This window comes from Brevundimonas sp. SGAir0440 (assembly GCF_005484585.1).
GTDB lineage: Bacteria > Pseudomonadota > Alphaproteobacteria > Caulobacterales > Caulobacteraceae > Brevundimonas.
Map to the genome: position 1 here is coordinate 1245150 of NZ_CP039435.1, position 17257 is coordinate 1262406.

Annotated in this window: 19 protein-coding genes; 16 read left to right on the top strand and 3 right to left on the bottom strand. The window is 65.9% G+C overall.

The window, feature by feature from the left end; all coding sequences use genetic code 11:
- The first annotated feature begins 31 nt into the window (after positions 1-31).
- The 12 genes from fliF to E7T10_RS06065 all read left to right on the top strand — a co-directional run bounded on the left by fliF (position 32) and on the right by E7T10_RS06065 (position 11940).
- Positions 32-1672 (top strand): flagellar basal-body MS-ring/collar protein FliF, encoded by a 1641-nt coding sequence (gene fliF / locus E7T10_RS06010; RefSeq protein ID WP_137721103.1) that lies wholly within the window; start codon positions 32-34, stop codon positions 1670-1672.
- A complete protein-coding gene (fliG, locus tag E7T10_RS06015; RefSeq protein ID WP_039246914.1) occupies positions 1672-2706 on the top strand; it encodes a flagellar motor switch protein FliG in 1035 nt (344 codons plus the stop codon). The genes fliF and fliG overlap by 1 nt, the downstream gene beginning before the upstream one ends.
- 1 nt (position 2707) lies before the next feature.
- Positions 2708-3370 (top strand): flagellar assembly protein FlbE, encoded by a 663-nt coding sequence (locus E7T10_RS06020; protein WP_137721104.1) that lies wholly within the window; start codon positions 2708-2710, stop codon positions 3368-3370.
- A complete protein-coding gene (fliN, locus tag E7T10_RS06025) occupies positions 3370-3702 on the top strand; it encodes a flagellar motor switch protein FliN (RefSeq protein WP_039246916.1) in 333 nt (110 codons plus the stop codon). The genes E7T10_RS06020 and fliN overlap by 1 nt, the downstream gene beginning before the upstream one ends.
- 36 nt (positions 3703-3738) lie before the next feature.
- Complete coding sequence (locus tag E7T10_RS06030) at positions 3739-5151, top strand: sigma-54-dependent Fis family transcriptional regulator (RefSeq protein WP_137721105.1); 1413 nt, start codon at positions 3739-3741, stop codon at positions 5149-5151.
- A gap of 4 nt (positions 5152-5155) precedes the next feature.
- Positions 5156-6061: a class A beta-lactamase gene (bla, locus tag E7T10_RS06035; protein ID WP_137721106.1), complete on the top strand. Its 906-nt coding sequence runs from the start codon at positions 5156-5158 to the stop codon at positions 6059-6061.
- 13 nt (positions 6062-6074) lie between these two features.
- Positions 6075-8171: a flagellar biosynthesis protein FlhA gene (gene flhA, locus E7T10_RS06040; RefSeq protein ID WP_137722571.1), complete on the top strand. Its 2097-nt coding sequence runs from the start codon at positions 6075-6077 to the stop codon at positions 8169-8171.
- Positions 8172-8233: 62 nt separating this feature from the next.
- Entirely contained in the window at positions 8234-9760 is a 1527-nt protein-coding gene (locus E7T10_RS06045) for a CHASE3 domain-containing protein (RefSeq protein WP_210416167.1), read from the top strand.
- Complete coding sequence (locus tag E7T10_RS06050) at positions 9757-10179, top strand: response regulator (protein WP_231576585.1); 423 nt, start codon at positions 9757-9759, stop codon at positions 10177-10179. Before E7T10_RS06045 ends, E7T10_RS06050 begins: the two co-directional genes overlap by 4 nt.
- A 62-nt stretch (positions 10180-10241) precedes the next feature.
- Positions 10242-11219 (top strand): histidine kinase dimerization/phosphoacceptor domain -containing protein, encoded by a 978-nt coding sequence (locus E7T10_RS06055; protein ID WP_246846144.1) that lies wholly within the window; start codon positions 10242-10244, stop codon positions 11217-11219.
- A gap of 14 nt (positions 11220-11233) precedes the next feature.
- A complete protein-coding gene (locus E7T10_RS06060; protein ID WP_137721108.1) occupies positions 11234-11677 on the top strand; it encodes an NUDIX domain-containing protein in 444 nt (147 codons plus the stop codon).
- Positions 11678-11760: 83 nt separating this feature from the next.
- The gene (locus E7T10_RS06065; RefSeq protein WP_137721109.1) at positions 11761-11940 is read left to right on the top strand and encodes a CsbD family protein; all 180 of its coding nucleotides are present in this window, start codon (positions 11761-11763) and stop codon (positions 11938-11940) included.
- A 68-nt stretch (positions 11941-12008) separates the two neighbouring features.
- On the opposite strand, the gene E7T10_RS06070 is transcribed toward E7T10_RS06065, so the two are convergent.
- Genes E7T10_RS06070 through E7T10_RS06080 form a run of 3 tightly spaced genes read right to left on the bottom strand, consistent with a single transcriptional unit; the run spans position 12009 to position 14277 of the window.
- On the bottom strand, positions 12009-12506 hold the full coding sequence (locus tag E7T10_RS06070) for a hypothetical protein (RefSeq protein ID WP_137721110.1): 498 nt from the start codon (positions 12504-12506) through the stop codon (positions 12009-12011).
- A gap of 44 nt (positions 12507-12550) precedes the next feature.
- The gene (locus tag E7T10_RS06075) at positions 12551-13729 is read right to left on the bottom strand and encodes a VWA domain-containing protein (protein ID WP_137721111.1); all 1179 of its coding nucleotides are present in this window, start codon (positions 13727-13729) and stop codon (positions 12551-12553) included.
- Positions 13730-13749: 20 nt separating this feature from the next.
- Positions 13750-14277, bottom strand: a complete 528-nt coding sequence (locus E7T10_RS06080; protein WP_137721112.1) for a GNAT family N-acetyltransferase — start codon at positions 14275-14277, stop codon at positions 13750-13752.
- Positions 14278-14350: 73 nt separating this feature from the next.
- Between E7T10_RS06080 and E7T10_RS06085 the strand changes: the two genes are divergently transcribed.
- From E7T10_RS06085 to E7T10_RS06100, 4 genes are all read left to right on the top strand, one after another.
- Positions 14351-15271 carry a histone deacetylase family protein gene (locus E7T10_RS06085; protein ID WP_137721113.1) on the top strand — a complete coding sequence of 307 codons (921 nt, stop codon included), beginning with the start codon at positions 14351-14353 and terminating at the stop codon, positions 15269-15271.
- A gap of 41 nt (positions 15272-15312) precedes the next feature.
- Positions 15313-15975, top strand: coding sequence for a histidine phosphatase family protein (locus E7T10_RS06090; protein ID WP_137721114.1), 663 nt, complete (start codon positions 15313-15315; stop codon positions 15973-15975).
- 48 nt (positions 15976-16023) lie between these two features.
- Positions 16024-16275, top strand: coding sequence for an exodeoxyribonuclease VII small subunit (locus tag E7T10_RS06095; RefSeq protein WP_017504472.1), 252 nt, complete (start codon positions 16024-16026; stop codon positions 16273-16275).
- A 79-nt stretch (positions 16276-16354) separates the two neighbouring features.
- The gene (locus E7T10_RS06100; protein ID WP_137722573.1) at positions 16355-17230 is read left to right on the top strand and encodes a polyprenyl synthetase family protein; all 876 of its coding nucleotides are present in this window, start codon (positions 16355-16357) and stop codon (positions 17228-17230) included.
- Positions 17231-17257: the final 27 nt, after the last annotated feature.

Consider the following 17257-nt stretch of genomic DNA (forward strand, 5'->3'; position numbering starts at 1 on the left):
CGTGTCTCCCGCGAGTAGGGGGCGGGGACGCGTGGGCGGCTTCACAGCGGCGTTGCAGAAGTTCGGGATCGGCCGTCTGGCTGCGGTCCTCGGCGTCGCCGCAGGCGTGGCGGCCGTGCTGGTCGCCGTCATGCTGCGCATGGGCCAGGCGCCCGACGCCTTGCTCTACTCCAACCTGGATTTGCGCGAAGCCAGCGAGATCACCGCCGCCCTGGACCAGGCTGGCATCAAATATTCCTCCAAGGGCGATGGCTCGACCATCATGGTTAACCGCGACGAGGTCGGCACGGCGCGGATGCTGGTCGCGGGCAAGGGTTTGGTCACGTCGGGATCGGTCGGCTACGAGCTGTTCGACAGCCAGTCGGTGCTGGGCCAGACCGAGTTCCAGCAGCAGTTGAACGAACAGCGCGCCCTGCAGGGCGAACTGTCGCGCACCATCATGTCCATGCGCGGCATCACGGCCGCCCGCGTCCACATCACCATGCCGCGCCGCGAGATGTTCACCTCGGCCGCCGGCGAACCGACCGCCGCCGTTCTGGTAGGGCTGGGCGGGCGTGACCTGACGAGCGATCAGGTGCGGGCGATCCGCAACCTGGTGGCCTCGTCCGTGCCGAACCTGAAGCCCGACCGCGTCACCGTGGCGGACCAGACGAACCGCACCCTAGCGGCCGGCAGCGACGACGGAACCTTCACCTCTGCGTCCGCCGCCGAGGCCAAGGGCAATACCGAGAGCCAGCTTCAAGCGCGCATCAAGGACATCGTTGAAGGCGTCGTGGGCGCCGGCGCCGCCCGCGTGCAGGTCACAGCCGACATCGACCAAAGCCGCGCCACGACCCAGGAAGAGAAGTTCGATCCCGACGGTCAGGTCGTCCGCTCGACCACGACCAACGGCTCACAATCGGCAGACAACAGCGCCCAGCCCGACGGCGGCGTGACCGCGACGAATAACATTCCTGGCGGGGCTGCGCCTGGCGCGACGCCGGCTGGTTCGACCAACTCGGAAAACGCCGAGACGACCAACTACGAAATCTCCAAGACCACCACGACCACGACCAAGGAGCCGGGCGAGGTGAAGAAATTGGCCGTCGCCGTCGCGGTCGACGGCAAGTGGACGCCGGCCAAGGACGGCAAGGGCGAGCCGACCTATGCGCCGCGCACCGCCGAGGAGATCGCCCAGATCAAATCACTGGTCGCGGCCGCCGCCGGCATCGACGAGGCACGCGGCGACAAGATCGAGGTCATCAACGTCCGCTTCAACCACGACACCGGCATCGAGGGCGGTCTGGACGGCAAGTCGTCGCTGCTGGACTTCTCCAAAAACGACATCATGCGTTTCGTCGAACTGGGCATTCTGACGGTCGTCGCCCTGCTGCTGATATTCTTCGTGCTGCGTCCTCTGCTGAAGACGGCGGCGGGCGGCGGGGGCAATCTGCCGGCGCTGGCGGGCGCCAACGGCGTGCCGGTCACCACCGTGGCGACCACGGTGATCGGCCCGGACGGCCAGCCTCAGCTGGTCCAGCTGCCGGCGCCCAGCGAGATGGAACAGAAGATCGACATCGCCCGCATCGAGGGCCAGGTGAAGGCGTCGTCGGTCAAGAAGGTCGCCGACTTCGTTCAGTCGCATCCCGATGACGCGGCCGGCATTCTGCGATCCTGGGTGGCCGAAGGCTGATGGCGAAGCTGGTTAACAAGAAGGCCTCGATCGACGATCCCAACAAGCTGTCGGGACCGGAGAAGGCCGCCGTCATCCTGCTGGCGCTGGGCGAAGAGCATACCGCCCTGTGGGAGCGGCTAGACGACGACGAGGTCAAGGAAATTTCCCAAGCCATGGCGACCCTGGGCAACGTCAGCGCCGAGGCGGTCGAGGCCCTGATGATCGAGTTCGTGTCGGGCCTGTCCGGCTCGGGCTCGGTCATGGGCAGCTACGAGCAGACGCAAAAGCTGCTGGCCGCCTTCCTGCCCAAGGATCGCGTCGACGGCCTGATGGAAGAGATCCGGGGTCCGGCTGGTCGCACCATGTGGGACAAGCTGGGCAATGTGAACGAGGCCGTTCTCGCCAACTATCTGAAAAACGAATACCCCCAGACCGTCGCTGTCATCCTGTCCAAGGTGCGCTCGGATCACGCCGCCCGCGTCCTGACCAGCCTGCCGGAAGACTTCGCCTTGGAATGCGTCCAGCGGATGCTGCGGATGGAGCCGGTGCAGCGCGAGATCCTGGACAAGATCGAGGCGACGCTGCGCACCGAATTCATGTCGAACCTGGCGCGCACCTCCAAGCGCGACAGCCACGAGATGATGGCCGACATCTTCAACAGCTTTGACCGGCAGACCGAGGCCCGCTTCATCGGTGCCCTGGAAGAGCGCAATCGCGAGTCGGCCGAACGCATCCGCGCCCTGATGTTCGTCTTCGAAGACCTGTCCAAGCTGGATCCGGGCGGGGTGCAGACCCTGCTGCGGGCCGTGGATAAGGATTCGCTGGGTCTGGCGATGAAGGGCGCATCCGAAGGTCTGCGCGAGATGTTCTTCTCCAACATGTCCGAGCGTGCGTCCAAGATCATGCGCGAGGACATGGAGTCGATGGGTCCGGTGCGTCTGAAGGACGTGGACGCCGCTCAGATGGCCATGGTCCAAGTCGCCAAGGATCTGGCCGCCAAGGGCGACATCATGCTGGCCGGTCAGGGCGCCGACGACGAGTTGATCTACTGACATGACCCAGTCCCCTGAAATCCGACGCCTCTTCGCCTTCGACACCGAGTTCGACGCGGACGGCGCGGTCGTGCGCCCTGGCGCCTGGACGCCGGCCAAACGCTCCTATCTGCCGGCGGAGGTTGACGCCCTGGTCGCGCAAGGGCGTCTGGAAGCGCGCGAGCAGGCGCTCAGCGAGGTCGAAAACATCCGCGCCATGGCCCTGAGCAACATCGCCCAGGCTGTGACCTCGGCCATGCCGACCCTGAAGGCTGTGGCCCAAGCGCACCGCGAACAGGCCGCTGACCTAGCCCTGGCTGCTGCGCGCACCATCGCCGGGGCCGCTCTAGACCGGTTTCCGCATGCGCCGCTGAAAGCTGCTTTGGAACTGTTGGCGCAGGAGATCGACGCCTCGCCGCGTCTGGTCGTTCGCGCCTCGGGTCTGGATGACGAGGCGCGCGGCCTGATCGAGCGCGCCTGCGCCGACAGCGGCTTTACCGGCGTGGTCGCCTTCCGCGATGAACCGGGCATGGCTCAGGCCGCCTTCCAGTTGGAATGGGCCGACGGGCGCGCCGATCACGATCCGCAAGGTTCGGCCGACCGTGTCGCCGAGGCCCTGACCGCCGCCCTGGCCGCCGAGGCCGGACACGCCGAAACCCTTCCCGTCGAAAGGAGCATGTTCTGATGGCATCCGACGACCTGGCGCTGGAGGAATTCTCCGGCCTTTCGGGCCTGCCGCCCCTGGACGACAGCGGCGAAAAGAGCGCCGCCGACCTGGCGACCGTCTTCGACGTGCCGGTCAACATCTCGGCCGTTCTGGGCAAGTCGCACATGTCGGTGGCCCAGCTGCTGAAGCTGAACAAGGGCTCGGTGCTGGAGCTGGACCGTAAGGTCGGAGAGGCGATCGACATCTTCGTCAACAACCGCCTGATCGCGCGCGGCGAGGTCGTGGTCGTTGACGACCGGCTGGGCGTGACCATGACGGAAATCATCAAGACCGAGGACTCGGGCGCCTGATTGGCGACCGGCTTTAGAGATTAGAGGAGAAGAACGATGCGTCTTCTGGTGGTAGGCAGACTGAGCGGCCAGCTCGCTTCGGCGGTGAAGATGGCCATGGCGCACGGCGCCAAGGTCAATCACGTCGAGCGCGCCGACCAGGCGACCGAGCAACTGCGCCGGGGGCAGGGCGCCGACCTGCTGATGGTCGACTATCAGCTGGACATCGCCGCCCTGATCGCCGCCAACGAGGCCGAGCGGATCACCATTCCGGTCGTGGCCTTCGGCGTCGACGCCGATGCGCGAGAGGCGGCCGCCGCCATCAAGGCCGGCGCCAAGGAGTTCATTCCGCTTCCGCCCGACGCCGAACTGATCGCCGCTGTCCTGTCGGCCGTCGCCGACGACGAAAAGCCGATGATCTCGGCCGACCCCTCGATGAAGGCGGTGCTGCAGCTGGCCGACCAGGTCGCGCGCTCGGAAGCCTCGATCCTGATCACCGGCGAAAGCGGCGTCGGCAAGGAGGTGATGGCGCGCTATCTGCACGAGCATTCGCGCCGGTCCGAGCGCCCCTTCATCAGCGTCAACTGCGCCGCCATTCCCGACAATCTGCTGGAATCCGAACTGTTCGGTCACGAGAAGGGCGCCTTCACCGGCGCCGTCGCGCGCCGCATCGGCAAGTTTGAAGAGGCCGACGGCGGCACGCTTCTGCTGGACGAAATCTCCGAAATGGACGCCCGGCTTCAGGCCAAGCTGCTGCGCGCCATCCAGGAGCGCGTCATCGATCGCGTCGGCGGCTCCAAGCCGGTCTCGGTCAACATCCGCATCATCGCGACCTCGAACCGCGATCTGGCCAAGGCCGTGGCGGAGAGCGCCTTCCGCGAAGACCTGCTGTATCGCCTGAATGTGGTGAACCTGCGCCTGCCGTCGTTGCGCGAGCGGCCCGGCGACATCGTGGTGCTGGCCGACCACTTCATCAAGAAATACGCCGCCGCCAACGGCGTGCCGGTGCGTCCGATCTCGGCCGCCGCGCGTCAGGCTATTTCGGCCCATCGCTGGCCGGGCAACGTCCGCGAGCTGGAAAACGCCATGCACCGCGCGGTGTTGCTGGCCACCGGCCCGGAGATCGACGTCGACGCCATCCGCCTGCCGGACGGTCAGCCGCTGGGCGGCATGGGCGCGGGCATGATGGCGGGACAGGCCTATGAGGCGCCGCAAGCCGGAGTGGCTGCGCGTGCCGCCCAGGCGGCCGACGCCGTGACCCGCAGCTTCGTGGGTCAGACCGTGGCGGCGATGGAAAAGACGCTGATCCTGGACACCCTGACGCACTGCCTGGGCAATCGCACGCATGCGGCGAACATCCTGGGCATCTCGATCCGGACCCTGCGCAACAAGCTGAACGAATACGCCGATGAGGGCACGGCCATTCCGGCGCCGATGAGCGGCGTCTCCGCCTCGGGCTACGCGGCCTGAACCCATGCGCGCACCCGTGGAGCGCCGACGCGTCCTGACGGGGCTGGCCGCCCTGAGCGCGGTCGGCTGTTCGCCGCGCGCGCAATCACGCCCTGCGGCGCCCGCCCCTGTGTCAGACGAGGTCATTGACCTGTCCGACCTGGAAACGCGCAATGGCGGCCGTCTCGGCTTCGTCGTTCAGGACGCGGCGACGGGCCGTAAACTGGGCTGGCGCGGCGACGAACGCTTCGTCTATTGCTCGACCTTCAAGATGTATCTGGCCGCCGCCACCCTGTTGCGGGCGCAGGCCGGGCAGGAGCGACTGGACCGCCGCATCTCCATAACGGCTGCGGACATGATCAACCACGCGCCGGTCACCGAGCCCGCCGTCGGCGCCAGCCTGACGGTTGAGCAGTTGATGAAGGGCGCGGTGGAGGTCAGCGACAACCCCGCCGCCAATCTGTTGCTGAAGGCCATGGGCGGCCCGTCGGCGATGCAGACCTTCTATCGCGGCATCGGCGACGACAGCACCCGCTCGGACCGTTTCGAGCCGGAGATGAATCGTCTGGACGGCGACAAGGACACCATCCTTCCCAACCAATCGGTCGCCAATCTCCAACGTCTTTTTCTGGATCCCGCCTCGCCCCTGACCGCAGCGTCACGCGCCCTGTTGCTGCAGTGGATGACCGATACGCCTACGGGTCAGAATCGTCTTAGGGCTGGGACGCCTGCGGACTGGCGGGTGGCGCACAAGACGGGGACGGGGGGCTATGGGCCGACTAATGACATCGGCCTGCTGTATCCGTCGAACGGCCAACCCGTGATCGTCGCCGCCTATTACCACGCCAACCGGGCGACGTCTGACGACGCCAATGCGGCCGTGATCGCCGAGGCGACGCGTCGCGCACTGAAGGTCTTGGGTCGTGGCTGATGCGCCGATCCTGATGAGGGACGGCATGGCGCGCCCGACGGGACGCGACGTGATCGGGTGGCTGAACCGCGGCGAAGTCCTGATGGCGGTGGGCGTGATCGGCGTGATCATGCTGCTGATCCTGCCTGTGCCCAAGTTCCTGCTGGACCTGCTGCTGGCCTTCTCGCTGGTGTCCAGCGTGCTGATCCTGATGACCGCCGTGATGATGAAGCGGCCGCTGGACTTCGCCATCTTCCCAACGGTGCTGCTAGTCTCGACCCTGTTCCGGCTGGGCCTGAACCTGGCCTCCACGCGCCTGATCCTGACCCACGGCCAGGAAGGTCACGACGCGGCGGGTCAGGTCATCAACGCCTTCGGTCAGCTGATGATGGGCGGCAACTTCATCATCGGGGTGATCATCTTTGCGATCATTCTGGTGGTGAACTTCGTCGTCATCACCAAGGGTTCGACCCGGATCGCCGAAGTGTCCGCCCGCTTCACCCTGGACTCCATGCCGGGCAAGCAGATGGCCATCGACGCCGATCTGTCGTCGGGTCTGATCACCGAGGATCAGGCCAAGCTGCGCCGCAAGGAGCTGGAGCAGGAATCAACCTTCTTCGGCGCCATGGACGGCGCCTCCAAATTCGTGCGCGGCGACGCCGTCGCCGGTCTGATCATCACCTTCATCAACGCCATCGGCGGCATCCTGATCGGCACGCTGCAACACGGCATGCCGGCGATGGAGGCCGCCAATACCTATGTCCAACTGACCATCGGCGATGGTCTGGTGACGCAGGTGCCAGCCATCATCATCTCGATCGCCGCCGGCTTCCTGGTGTCCAAGGCGGGCGTCGAAGGCACGGCGGACAAGGCGATGGTGACGCAGCTGGCGACCAATCCGGTGTCGCTGGGCGTGGTCTCGGGCGCGGCCGGTCTGATCGGCCTGATCCCCGGCATGCCGCTGATCCCGTTCGCGGCCCTCGCCATCGGCTCGGGCTTCATGGCTTGGCGACTGGGCCGCAATCGCTTGAAGCCTCAGCCGACAGAGGCGGAGATCGCGGCGGCGGCAGCGGCCGCAAAACCCAAGGAAGACGTCGAAGAGCCGATCGCCAACGTCCTCACCATCGACGAGGTCAAGATCGAACTCGGCTATTCGCTGCTCAGCTTGATCAACGATCTTGAGGGACGGCGCCTGACCGACCAAATCCGCGCCCTGCGCCGATCGCTGGCCCAGGAATACGGATTCGTCATTCCCCAGGTGCGCATCCTCGACAACATGCGCCTGCCGACCCAAGGCTACGCCATCCGCATCAAGGAGATGGAGACGGGGGCGGGCGAGGTGCGGCTGGGCCACCTGATGGCGATGGATCCGGCGGGGCGCCAGGTCGAACTTCCGGGCGAGCATATGCGCGAGCCCGCCTTCGGCCTGCCGGCGACCTGGATCGAGGAAGGCCTGCGCGAAGAGGCGACGTTCCGGGGCTATACGCTTGTCGATCCGTCAACGGTCCTGACGACCCATCTGACCGAGATCCTGAAAGACAACATGGCCGATCTGCTGTCCTATGCGGAGGTGCAGAAGCTGCTGAAGGAACTGGGCGCCGAAGAGAAGAAGCTGGTCGAGGAACTGGTGCCCAGCGTGGTCACCGTCACGACGCTGCAGCGGGTGTTGCAGTCGCTGTTGCGGGAAAAGGTGTCGATCCGCGACCTGCCGGCGATCCTGGAAGGCTTGGCCGAGGCCGCGCCGCACAGTTCCAGCGTCACGACCCTGGTCGAACACGTCCGCGCGCGCCTGGGCCGCCAACTGTGCTGGCAGAACAAGGACGGCGAAGGGGCCCTGCCCATCGTCACCCTGTCGCCGGAATGGGAAAACGCTTTCGCCGAAAGCCTGATAGGCAATGGCGAGGACAAGCAACTGGCCATGGCGCCGTCGCGCCTTCAGGACTTCATCCGCGCCGTGCGCGACACCTTCGAGCGGATCGCCATGACGGGCGAGAACCCGGTGCTGCTCACCGGCCCGATGACGCGGCCCTATGTGCGATCGATCATCGAGCGCTTCCGAGGACAGACGGTGGTGATGAGCCAAAACGAGATCCATCCCAAGGCCCGGTTGCGGACCCTGGGCCAAGTCTGATCCCGCCGGCTGGGCAGTTTGACATTTGACGCGGCGACGCGCCCCGCTAAAGCTCCGCCGTCATGAGTCCGAACCCCCGATCCCAATGGTCGCGCCTGCGCGACTTCATGCGTACGCCGTCGTTGGCCCGGTCCATGTCGGCGATGCTGGTCCTGGTGTTCGGGCTGCTGATCCTGGTCAATGCGACGACGTTCGTGATGATCCAGCGCACGGCGTCAGTGAACCAGAGCATTGAACACGCTCAGCAGATGCGCCGGGCGGCGCGCACCACCTTGATCGCCATGCTGAACGCCGAGACGGCCCAGCGGGGTTTTCTGCTGACCGGACGCAGCGACTTTCTCGAACCCTATCGAAACGCGCGGGCGGATATGGCGCCGGCGTTGGCCTTCCTGGACGAGGGGGCGGCGCTGGACCCGACGCTGAAGTCGACCGTCGAACCTATTCATCGACTGGCCGATCGCAAATGGGCCGAGATGGAGCGCACCGTTTCGCTGGCTCAGCAGGGACGGATCGGTCAGTCGATTCAGGCCGTGCGCTCAGGCGAGGGCAAGCGCTACATGGACGAACTGCGCGCGGCCGTGGACACATTCGACGCGCTCAAGTCGAAGCGGATCGAAGATCGACGCGTCGCGTCGGAACGGTTCGGCGTCCTGACCGTGGTCATGAACGCCATCGCAGGACTTCTAGTCATCGTCTTGGCGCTGCTGTCAGCCTGGCTGGTGCGGCGCTACGTGGCCGAGATCCAATCCGCCCGTGCGACCCTGGACGCCGCCAACGCCAGCCTTGAGGACAAGGTCCGCGAGCGCACCGGCGATCTGATGCGCGCCAACGAGGAGATTCAGCGCTTCGCCTACATCGTCAGTCACGACCTGCGTGCGCCGCTGGTCAATGTGATGGGCTACACCTCCGAACTGGAGCAGGCGGGCAAGATCGTCGACAAGGCGATCTATGAGGCCGAGAAGACTCGCGTGGTCGATGCCGAGATCGTCACCGCCGTGCGCGAGGAAATGCCCGAGGCCATCGGCTTTATCCGCGCCTCGACCGAGAAGATGGACCGGCTGATCAACGCCATCCTGAAGCTGTCGCGTGAAGGTCGTCGCAACCTGCTCCCGGAGCCGCTCGATATGACGACGATGGCTCAGAATATCGCCAACAGCGTCCACCACCAGACCGAAGCCTCTGGTGCGCGCATCGAAGTGCAGTCGCTGCCCGAGATTGAAAGCGACCGCATTTCGATGGAGCAGATCGTCGGCAATCTGATCGACAACGCCGTCAAATATCTGGATCACGACCGGCCTGGCGAGATCGTCGTATCGGGCGAGGACGTACCGGGCGGCTGGGTCGTCTACCGGATCGCGGACAACGGCCGGGGCATCGCCCCGCGAGACCACGAGCGGATCTTCGAACTCTTCCGCCGCTCCGGAAAACAGGACCGATCCGGCGAAGGTCTGGGGCTGGCGTTCGTCAGAAACAGCGTGCGCCGCCTGGGCGGCACCATCGACGTGGAGTCCGAGCTCGGTAAAGGCTCGACTTTCCTGCTCAAATTCCCCAAACGACTGATCCTGTCTGAACCCGGAGGCGCGCTGTGACGCAACCCGTCAAAATCATCATGGTCGAAGACGACCACGGCCACGCCAAGCTGATCGAAAAGAACATCCGCCGGGCCAACATCAACAACGAGATCAAGCATTTCGACGACGGCGGTTCGGCGCTCGATTATCTGTTCAGCGATGAAATCCTCACCAATGGTCCGCTGCTGATCCTGCTGGACCTCAACCTGCCGGATATGTCGGGTACGGATATTCTGGAAAAGGTGAAGGCCAACGAGCGCCTTCGCCGCGCGCCGGTGGTGGTGCTGACGACGACCGACGACAAGGTCGAGATCCAGCGCTGCTATGACCTGGGCTGCAACGTCTACATCACCAAGCCGGTGGATTATGAATCCTTCGCCGGCGCCATCCGTCAGCTCGGCTTGTTCCTGTCGGTGATCCAGGCGCCGGAGATCTGACGATCGACGCGTCCCAGCCCATCCGCCTGCTCTACATCGACGACGATCGGGGTCTGTCCCGGCTGGTCGAAAAGGAGCTAGGGCGTCACGGCTACGCCGTCACCTGCGCGCCAGACGGCGATGCGGGTCTGGAGCTGTTGCAGCAGGGCGAGTACGACATCTGTGCGCTGGATCACTACATGCCGACGCGAGACGGGCTGGACGTCCTGCCGGATATCCTCGCCCTGACCACGCCGCCTCCGGTCGTCTATGTGACGGGCGCGCAGGATGGTCGGATCGCCGTCGCGGCCCTTCGCGCGGGCGCGGCGGACTATGTCATCAAGGATGTGACGGAGGACTTCACCTCCCTGTTGCGTTCGGCGCTCGAGGACGCCCTGTCGCGCCGTCGACTAGAGCGCGAGAACCAACTGGCGCAGGAAGAAATCCGCCTGGCGCGGGATCGGGCCGAGGCGATGCTGCGCGAGGTCAACCACCGGGTCGGCAACTCGCTGCAACTGGTGTCCAGCTTCATGTCCTTGCAGATGCGCCACGTCACCGATCAGGGGGCCAAGGACGCGTTGCGCGAATCGCAGGCGAGGATCGAGGCCGTCGCCCATGTTCACCGCCGCCTCTACACGTCCGGCGACATGAGCCACGTGGCGATGGACGAATATCTGGTCGGGCTGATGGACGAACTGTCCAAGTCCATCGGACCGGACGAAGGATCGCCCAAACTGACGCTGGACGCCGAGCCGTTGTCGGTCACGACGGACCAGGCCGTGTCGATCGGCGTCATCGTCACCGAGCTGGTCACCAACGCGGTCAAATATGCCTATGCCCCCGGGCAGGGGGGCGAGATTCGCATTCATATGCGCCGCGAGAGCGAGCATCGCGTGATGCTGACGGTCGAGGACGACGGTCCCGGTATGGGCGACGGCACGCCGAAGGGCACCGGTCTGGGCGCCAAGATCATTTCCGCCATGGCGTCGGGTCTGCGGTCGGCGGTCGAGTTCGACGACGCCCACAAGGGCGTGCGCGCCAGGCTGTCGTTCGACCTTTAGGGTCGGTTTTCATCATGTTGCAGTTCGGCGTTCGCAAACCCGCTTCGGATTATCGTCACCGCGCCACCGCGTTTGGCATCGTCGAGCGCGACGGCCTGATCGCCTGTGTGCGCGTAGAGCGCGAGACCGGTCCCTATTTCGATCTGCCCGGAGGCGGCGTGGATATGGAGGAGACCGAGGTTCAGGCCCTGATCCGCGAATTCGTTGAGGAAACCGGCCTGACGGTCACGCCTCTGAACCGCATCGCTGAGGCCAGCCAGTACTTCGTGCGTTCGACCCGCGAGCCGGTGAACAATGTCGGCGGCTTCTGGACGGCGACCGTGGCGGCCGAAAATCCCGATGCGAAATGCGAGGATGATCACACGCTGGTGTGGCTGGATCCGACCTTCGCCATCTCGCGCTTGCGTCACGATTCCCACGCCTGGGCTGTCGCCGTGTGGCTGCGCCGTCCAAGCTGAGCCGTACGGAACAGCCACTTGGGGAAATCGTTTATTTTGCGAACCGCAACGGCCTGTCGCGGCGAAGAAAACAGGAGATTTCCATGGCTGATCATGACCGTATCGAAGGCGCCGCCAAGAACATCGGCGGCAAGATCAAGGAAGGCGTCGGCAAGATGACCGGCGACACCAAGCTGCAAGCCGAAGGCAAGGCCGATCAGGTCGAAGGCAAGGTTCAGAACGCCGTTGGCGGTGCCAAGGACAGCCTGCGCGACAAGGCCTAAGCCTCACTAGAAATGCGCGAAGATGCGAAACGCCGTCCGCGAAAGCGGGCGGCGCTTTTCTGTCTCGATCAATCCTTGTCGCCCCACAGGGTCAACGACGGACCCTTCTTGTCGGCGCCATCGACTGGGCGGCACTCAGAGCTGAACCCGCCTTGGACCGGACGCGGACGACAATCCATTTCGCGCAGGTTCGAGGGCGCGGCCGCCACGCGCGACTGCGGGCCGCACTGGACCGCGTAGTCCGAACCGCCGGCGCTGGCCCGGATCATCTGGCAGTCGCCGGCCATGCCGCTGGGGCGTAGAGCTTCCGGCAGGTCCGGTCCCATGGCGATGGCCAGTTGTTCGCGCACCTCGGTCTGGCATTCGGCCATGGACGCCTCGCCGCGCACCAGCGGACTGCACCGTGCGCGCTCGAAGCCAAAGGGATCGGCCAGGCCCCAGGCAGGCACATTGTGCGCTGGGGGTGGGGCCGGCGTCTCGACGACCGCCTCCGGCGCGGGCGCATCCCCCACGACGGTCGGCGCAGTCTGTTGGAGGATAAGCAAGGCGAAGGCGGCGGCGTTCATGGTCGGGCCCTTCGTGAAGGTTCAGGCGGTCGCCCGAACGTCCCTTACCTTGTCAGGGCGCGCATCGCCTTGTCGAGGCCTTCGAGCGTCAGCGGGAACATCCGCTGCTCCATCACTTCACGCAATAGGCCGACGGAGGCGGTATAGTCCCAGTACCGCTCCTGAACGGGATTGAGCCAGACCGACTTCTCCCACTGCTGGCGCGCCCGCTTCATCCAGACGGCGCCGGCCTCCTCGTTCCAATGCTCGACGGAGCCGCCGGGCATGGTGATCTCATAGGGGCTCATCGTCGCATCGCCAACGAAGATGGCGCGCCAGTCGCCGGGGTATTTGTGAAGCAGATCCCAGGTCGGGATCCGCTCGGTGTGCCGGCGGCAATTGTCCTTCCAGACGCCTTCGTAGAGGCAGTTGTGGAAGTAGAAAAACTCCAGGTTCTTGAACTCGGTCTTGGCCGCCGAGAACAACTCCTCAACCAGCTTGATGTGCCCGTCCATCGAACCGCCGATGTCGAGGAACAGCAGCACCTTGATCGTATTGCGCCGCTCGGGCCGCATCTGGATGTCCAGCCAGCCCTGACGCGCCGTGCCGTCGATGGTGCCGTCGATATCCAGCTCGTCCGGCGCACCCTGTCGGGCGAACCGGCGCAGACGACGCAGCGCCACCTTGATGTTGCGGGTGCCCAGTTCGACCGTGTCGTCCAGGTTCTTGAACTCGCGCTTCTCCCACACCTTGACCGCCCGGCCATGCTTGCCCGGACCGCCGATGCGAACGCCTTCGGGATTGTAGCCGCCGTGTCCAAAGGGGCTGGTCCCGCCCGTGCCGATCCATTTCGAGCCGCCGGAGTGCCGCTCCTTCTGCTCTTCCAGGCGCTGCTTCAGCGTCTCCATCAGCTTGTCGAATCCGCCCAGCGCCTCGATCTGAGCCTTCTCTTCGTCGGTCAGATATTTTTCGTTCAGCAGCCGCAGCCAGTCCTCGGGAATATCGGTGGTCAGGTCTTCGCCCGCCCCGACCGACTCGACGCCCTTGAACACCGTCCCAAACACCTGATCGAACCGATCATAGTGTTTCTCGTCCTTGACCAGCACCGCGCGCGACAGGTGATAAAAGGCCTCGACCTCCCGCCCCGCCACGTCGCGATCCATGGCCTCCATCAGATGGAGCCATTCCTTCATGGACACCGGAACCTTGGCGTCGCGCAGGGCGGTGAAGAAGGGCAAAAGCATGAGAGGGATGTGAACCCGGATCAGTCGCGCCGCAAGATGAACTCGCGGTCGCGCCAGGCGCCGACGGGATAGTCGTATTCCCCCGCCTTGTCGAAGCCGTAGGCGGCGTAGAGGCGCTGAGCCTTGTCGTTGCCGCTCCAGACGCCGATCCACAGCGGTCCGTCCGTGTGGGTTTGCATCCAGTCCAGAGACAGTTTCAGCAGTCGGGTTCCCAGCCCGAGACCTTGCGCCGCCTTTGACACATAAAGCCGGCGAAGTTCCATGTGCGACGATCGAGCCTCGGGGTGGGGCAGGCCGTTGGGGCCAGCGTTGGCGAAGGCCAGAAGCTCACCCTCGCGGTCAGCCACCCACCAGGCGCAGTCGGGCTCCGCCAACTTCTTCAGCGTCGGCTCCAGATCGAAACTGGCGTCCAGAAACGCGTTCAGGTCCGCCTCGGGATAGGGGATGCCGAACCCTTCGACGAAGGTGTCGATAAAGGTTTGGCGCCCCAGCGCGCCCAGGGCGGCGGCGTCTTCGGGGCGGGCAGGGCGGATCACGATCTCGGTCATGTGTCGGCTCTAGCGCGCGCCTTCATGCGCGTCACGGGCGACAAGTCCGAAAGCCCGGCGTATCGTCGCTTCAATGTCCCTGCCGATCTTCACCCATCCGTCCATGTTGTCCCACACGCCGGGCGCGGGCCATCCCGAAAGTCCCGAGCGGCTCAAGGCGGTGCTGGAGGCTCTGGACGACGCAGGCCTGGCCCGGGACCGGCGCGCCGCGACCCATGCCGAGGTTGCGGATTTGGAGCGAGTGCATCCCGCCGCCTATGTCGCACGCCTGCTGGACGCCTCGCCGGTCGCCGGCATGATCCAGCTGGATGCCGACACCGTCCTTTCACCCGGCAGCGTGCCGGCGGCGCGGCTGGCGGCCGGGGCGGCGATCGATGCGGTGCGAGCCGTGGCGCGGGGCGAGATGGATCGCGCCTTCGCCGCCGTGCGTCCGCCGGGCCACCACGCTGAGCCGGACCGCGCGATGGGATTCTGCCTGTTCTCCTCCGTCGCCGTCGCGGCGCGCGCGGCTCAGGCCGAAGGGATGGCGCGGGTTGCGGTGGTCGATTTCGACGTTCACCACGGCAATGGCACCCAGGCGGCGTTTGAGGACGACGACAGCCTGTTCCTGGCCTCCATCCACCAGATGCCGCTCTATCCCGGCACGGGCGCGGCGTCAGAGACGGGCGTGGGCAATATCGTCAACGCCCCGGTGGCGCCCCATGCAGCGCGCGAGAGCTGGCGCGCCACCTTCGCCGGCGGATTGATGCCGGCGCTGGAATCGTTCCGGCCGGACCTGATACTGATCTCGGCCGGTTTCGACGCTCACCGGCGCGATCCACTGGCGCATCAGTCGCTGGAGGCCGAGGATTTCGCCTGGGCGACGCGTGCGATTCTGGAGGTCGCGCGTCGGACCTGTTCGGGCAAGGTTGTGTCCGCGCTTGAGGGCGGTTACGACCTTGAAGGACTAGGCCGCTCTGCGGTCGCCCACGTCGCTGCGCTCGGGGAGGACTGAGGACGCTTAACGCCTTGAAACCAAAGGCCCGTCCGTTTGTCATGTCAGCCCCCGCCCTGTCCCTCGATTCGCCCGAACCCTCCGTGTCCCCGCCTGACGCCGCGCCATCTGTCGGCGCGCTTGTCGCTGTCCGTCCCGGCGCCATCATCCTGACGCGTCACGGCGAGCCGGCCCTGTCGCGCAAATGCCTGATCTCGGCGCGCCAGTACGGCGACTGGTGGGCGAAGTATGAGATCGGCGGCCTGCTGGCCGGTCAGACCCCGCCGCCCGAACTGGTTGCGGCGGCGCAGGGCGCTGGGGCCATTTACGCCTCGACCCGTCAGCGCGCTCAGGAAACCGCCGCTGCGGTCGCCGCCGGGCGCGAGGTCATGGCCGACGTCATGTTCATCGAGGCGCCCCTGCCGCCGCCGCCGATTCCGGAATGGATCAAGCTGTCGCCCAAATGGTGGGGCGTGGTGTCGCGCTTCTGGTGGCACGCTTTCGATCACCACGGCGGCCAGGAAACCCGCGCCCAGGCCGAGGCGCGCGCCGATCAGGCGGCGCAGAAGCTGATTGCGCGCGCCGAAGGCGGGCAGGACGTGCTGGTCTTCGCCCACGGCTATTTCAACCACATGGTCGGCCGCGCGCTGAAGGCCGACGGCTGGAAACTGGTCCAGAACCAGGGCTTCAAATACTGGTCGCAGCGTCGCTACGAGAAGCGATAGCCGCTTCTGACGTTGATGCGCCACGCGCGCGCCTCTAGGGTCCGCGCCATGACCGACACCGCCGCCGCCATCCCCGCCGATCTCAGCTTCGAAGACGCCCTGAAGCGCCTGGAGACCATCGTTTCTCGTCTCGAATCCGGCCAGGCGCCGCTGGAAGAATCGATCGCCCTCTATGAAGAGGGGGCCAAGCTGAAGGCGCATTGCGAGGCGCGGCTGAAGGCGGCTCAGCTGCGTGTGGAAAAGATCGTTGTCGGCCCCGACGGCCAGGCCAAAGGCGTCGAGGCGGCGTCCTTCGAATGATCCCTGCATCGTCTTCGAGCGTGGTTTGGAGCCGGTTCTCGTGAGCCGCGTCATCGCCGCGAACTCGCCGGAACAGGCGGTGATCGATCGCGTGGCCGAGGTCGCCGATCTGGTCACGGTCGCGCTGGATGAACTGCTGCCGCGCGCCGAGGGCCCGGAATCCCGCCTGACCGAGGCGATGCGTTATGCGGCGCTGGGCCCCGGCAAACGCTTGCGGCCATTCTTCGCGCTGGAGGCCGCGCGCCTGTTCGATATCGATGAGCGATCGGTGCTCCGCGCCGCCTGCGCGCTGGAGTGCGTGCACGCCTACAGCCTGGTGCACGACGACCTGCCCTGCATGGACGACGACGACGTTCGCCGGGGCCGGCCGACCGTTCACCGGGCCTATGATGAGGCGACGGCGGTGCTGGCCGGCGATGCGCTGCAGACGGCCGCGTTCGACATCATCCTGCACGAAGACACCCACGAAGATGCGGCCGTGCGCTGCGAACTGGCGGCGCGGCTGTCGCTGGCGTCCGGCGCGCGGGGCATGGCGGGCGGTCAGATGATCGACCTGCTGGGCGTGCGCGACGACCTGGGCGGCGTGGCGCGGATGCAGCGACTGAAGACCGGCGCCCTGTTCGCCTACGCCTTCGAAATCCCGCTGATCATCGCCGACGCCACGGCCCAGCACCGCCATGCCCTGATCAGCTTCGCCCACGACGTCGGCCTGGCCTATCAGATCGTCGACGACCTGCTGGACGCCGAAGGCTCGGCCGAGGAAATGGGCAAGGCGGCCGGGGGCAAGGACGCAGCATTGGGCAAGACCAACTTCGTCACCCTGCTGGGTCTGGAGGCGGCGCGGCAAAGGGTCGCGCATCTCGCAAACCAGGCCCGGTCGCATCTGGAGCCGTTCGGCGACGAGGCCGAAATCCTCAGGGCCAGCGTGGACTTTGTGCTAAAGCGCCGGTCCTGATACGAAACGTTGAACCGACCTGCGGGT